Origin of the sequence: Tepidibacter formicigenes DSM 15518, from assembly GCF_900142235.1 — a bacterium.
Classification (GTDB): domain Bacteria; phylum Bacillota; class Clostridia; order Peptostreptococcales; family Peptostreptococcaceae; genus Tepidibacter; species Tepidibacter formicigenes.
Genome location: NZ_FRAE01000118.1, coordinates 1 through 3127 on the forward strand (window position 1 = coordinate 1; position 3127 = coordinate 3127).

Sequence of the window (3127 nt, forward strand, 5' to 3'; positions counted from 1 at the left end):
CTCTTCATCTCTCTTTTTTCAATACTTATACATATATTTTAGCAAGTTTTCCACAGATTTTGAAATTTTATAATTTCCTACTTAATATTAAAAAAAGAGAGGCTTTTTACTAGAAAAAAGTATCTCTTTTTTTATTTAACATTTTTATCATGTAATTTGTATTTATTATTTTTTTACAGCAGCAAAAAATTTATCAATCATATATCTAACAAATTCATTTTTATTTCTATTTGTCTTTTTAGCATATTTTTTTAATAGCTCGTGCTGACTTTTCTTAATATAAAAACTTACTCTTACCATTTCATCTTTTTCTTGTTTTTCTAAAAATATTATATCTTTAGAAGTGTTAATGGATGTATTATTGTATTCAAAATTGGTTTCAAATTTATCGTATTCTTTTGTGTCTTTTTTTATTTCGTTATTTAATTCTTTTCCAGCATTAAGAATATCATCAATATTGTTATTAAATTTGTCCTTATTTTTGAATCTATTACTCATATTATTACATCCTTTCTATTAACTCATCTGTAAGATTTTTATATGCTTTATACCCTGTACTATTTGTGTCAAAAATATTTATAGGTTTATTCTCTAATTCACTTTCAGAAAGTTTTATATTAACAGGAATAACTGTATCAAAAATAATATCTTTAATAAATTTAGTTTCTTTGCAATGATTTAAGAATTCCTCTGCTAATTTTGTACGTTTATCAAATCTATTTATTAAAAATCCTTTAATATTATTTTCAAGACCTAAACGCTTTGCTATTTGAAGCCATAATGTAATGAATAATTGGCTTCCTGAAAGACTATTAAAACCAACTTCATTTACTAGAAAAATTCCATCACTAGCTATGAAAGCATTTTGATTAATAACAGAAATAGATGGATTGGTATCTATTAATATGTAATCATACTCTTTAAATTTATTCTTGTTGTTTTTTATGTAATTTCTTAATAAAAATTCTCTACCTGTGAGATTTATTATTCTCATTTCAGTTCCTGTAAGATATATATTTGATGGAATAATATCTAAGTTAGGTATTTCTTCAACAGGTTTTTTTATTACTACGTCATCAAAGTTTATATCTTCATTTTCAAAAATTTCTTTAACTGTTGCTATTTTTTGAGCATCTATTCCAAAATTATTTGTAAGATTTCCTTGTGGATCTACATCAATACATAAAACTTTTTTATTATATTCTTTAGCTAAAATAGAAGAAACTGAAAAAACAGACATTGTTTTTCCTACTCCACCCTTTAAAGTTGCAAATGATAATATTTTCAACGTATCCACCCCATTTAAAATTTTTAAAACTGTAACTTTTTTATAAATATTGTTACTATTAGTTATATCATATTTATATTCAAAAATAAATAAATAATGGTTTCAATTTTGGTTTCAAAAATATTTCACCATACTCAGCCTATAATTGAACTAACATTAAATCATCTCTTTTTTTAGATACTTCAATCAATGAATCTGTAAATCCTGATTTAGAAAATAGTATATAATGCTCTTTTCTATTATCTTTGTTCCAGTCTATTAATTTTCCTTTTTCAACTAACTTATAGAATATATTTGTATCTACTTTAGTATTTAAATACTTACATTCTCCTATTAGAATATCTTTAGTATCTTCATTTATTCCTACAATGTCAATTTCATTTGAATTGTCCCACCATTTACCTAGTTTTAAAACTTTAAAATTAAGTTTGTTTTGTTTATTTAAATTCCAAACTTCTTCTTTGCATACCTCTTCAAAAACAAAGCTTACATGATTATCAATAAAATTGTCTTTTATTTTTTTAATAACATAATCACTATCTTCAATCTCTATATAACTTCTATATGGATAAATAAATTTAAACCAAAATTCAATGAAATTATCTTTTATATAATAAAGACCTTTTTTGCTTTTTTCAGGGTTTTTTTCTGTTATTGGAACAATTCTTTCTATTAAATCAAGATCCATTAATATTTTTAAATACCTAGTTAAACTAGTTTGATTAGTTCCAAGTACACTTGCTATTTTACCTAGTTTATGATTACCTGCGGCTATAGTTTTTATTATAGAAAAATATGTTCCAATATCTCCAACTTCTTGCTCCAGTAAAAATATAGGTTCTTCGTATAAAAAGCTTTGCTTGTTTATTATATTTTTTTCAATAGAGTCAAATATATTTTCTTCTTCTTTGAAAAGCTCTATATACTTAGGAACTCCACCAGTTACAGAAAAGTATTCTATTAGCTCTTTTTTGGATTTTTCTTTAAAAAATTCACCATAGTGATTAAAGCTAATTTGCTTCATTTTTATTTGTCCTGTTCTTCTTCCATAAAGAGGAGAAGAATAAGATAATGTTTGACTTTCCATCATGTTTATTAAGGATCCGCATAAAATAACCATTATATTTTCATCTTTTAAGATATTATCCCATATTCTTTGAAATACGGAAGGAAATGATTTATTTATTTTTCCAAGATACTGAAATTCATCTATTACTATTATTTTTTTAGTATCTTTTTTATAGTCTTTTATAACTTCAAATATATCTTCCCAAGTAAAATCAAAACCTTTTTTAAGTAGTGAGTTTCCTGTAAAACCTGCTGCTAATTCTTTAAAATTGTTTATGTTTTGAGTTTCCATTTCTTCAGATGCTAAAAAATATATACTAGGCTTATCTTTTATAAATTGTCTAATTAAAGCTGTTTTTCCTATTCTTCTTCTTCCGTATATAACAATAAAAGAAGATCTTTTTTGATTGTATTCATTGTTTAAAAATTCAAGTTCACTGTTTCTATTTATGAATTTAGTAGACATTATATCACCTCACAAATATTATACTATGAAATATAATATTTTATAATATAATATTTAGTGTATGTATTTCTCCTTATATTTCATAATGGAATTGTTATTATTATTTATATCATATTTATATTCAAAAATAAATATATAGTGGTTTCAATTTTGGTTTCAAAAATATTTTAAATGTATATTCTGTGGATGTAGTAAACATAGTCGGACATTATTTCTTTTTTCAAATTCACTTTTAGCTTTTCCAAAGAGGATATTGTAATCCAAAATAGAATTTATAAAAGTATCATAGGCTTTAAATTTAGCTA

The 3127-nt window shown here is 23.2% G+C and carries 3 protein-coding genes; all 3 read right to left on the reverse strand.

Going from position 1 to position 3127, the window contains the following annotated elements; genetic code table 11:
• Positions 1–165: 165 nt before the first annotated feature.
• Entirely contained in the window at positions 166–498 is a 333-nt protein-coding gene (locus BUA77_RS12950; protein ID WP_072890950.1) for a hypothetical protein, read from the reverse strand.
• Between the two features lie 4 nt (positions 499–502).
• A complete protein-coding gene (locus BUA77_RS12955) occupies positions 503–1288 on the reverse strand; it encodes a ParA family protein (RefSeq protein WP_084605805.1) in 786 nt (261 codons plus the stop codon).
• Positions 1289–1427: 139 nt separating this feature from the next.
• Positions 1428–2822, reverse strand: a complete 1395-nt coding sequence (locus BUA77_RS12960) for an ATP-binding protein (protein ID WP_072890955.1) — start codon at positions 2820–2822, stop codon at positions 1428–1430.
• Positions 2823–3127: the final 305 nt, after the last annotated feature.

Excerpts from the sequence above, each read along its gene's own strand:
- BUA77_RS12950 (WP_072890950.1), bottom strand. The coding sequence starts at position 498 with ATGAGTAATAGATTCAAAAATAAGGACAAATTTAATAACAATATTGAT.
- BUA77_RS12960 (WP_072890955.1), bottom strand. The coding sequence starts at position 2,822 with ATGTCTACTAAATTCATAAATAGAAACAGTGAACTTGAATTTTTAAAC.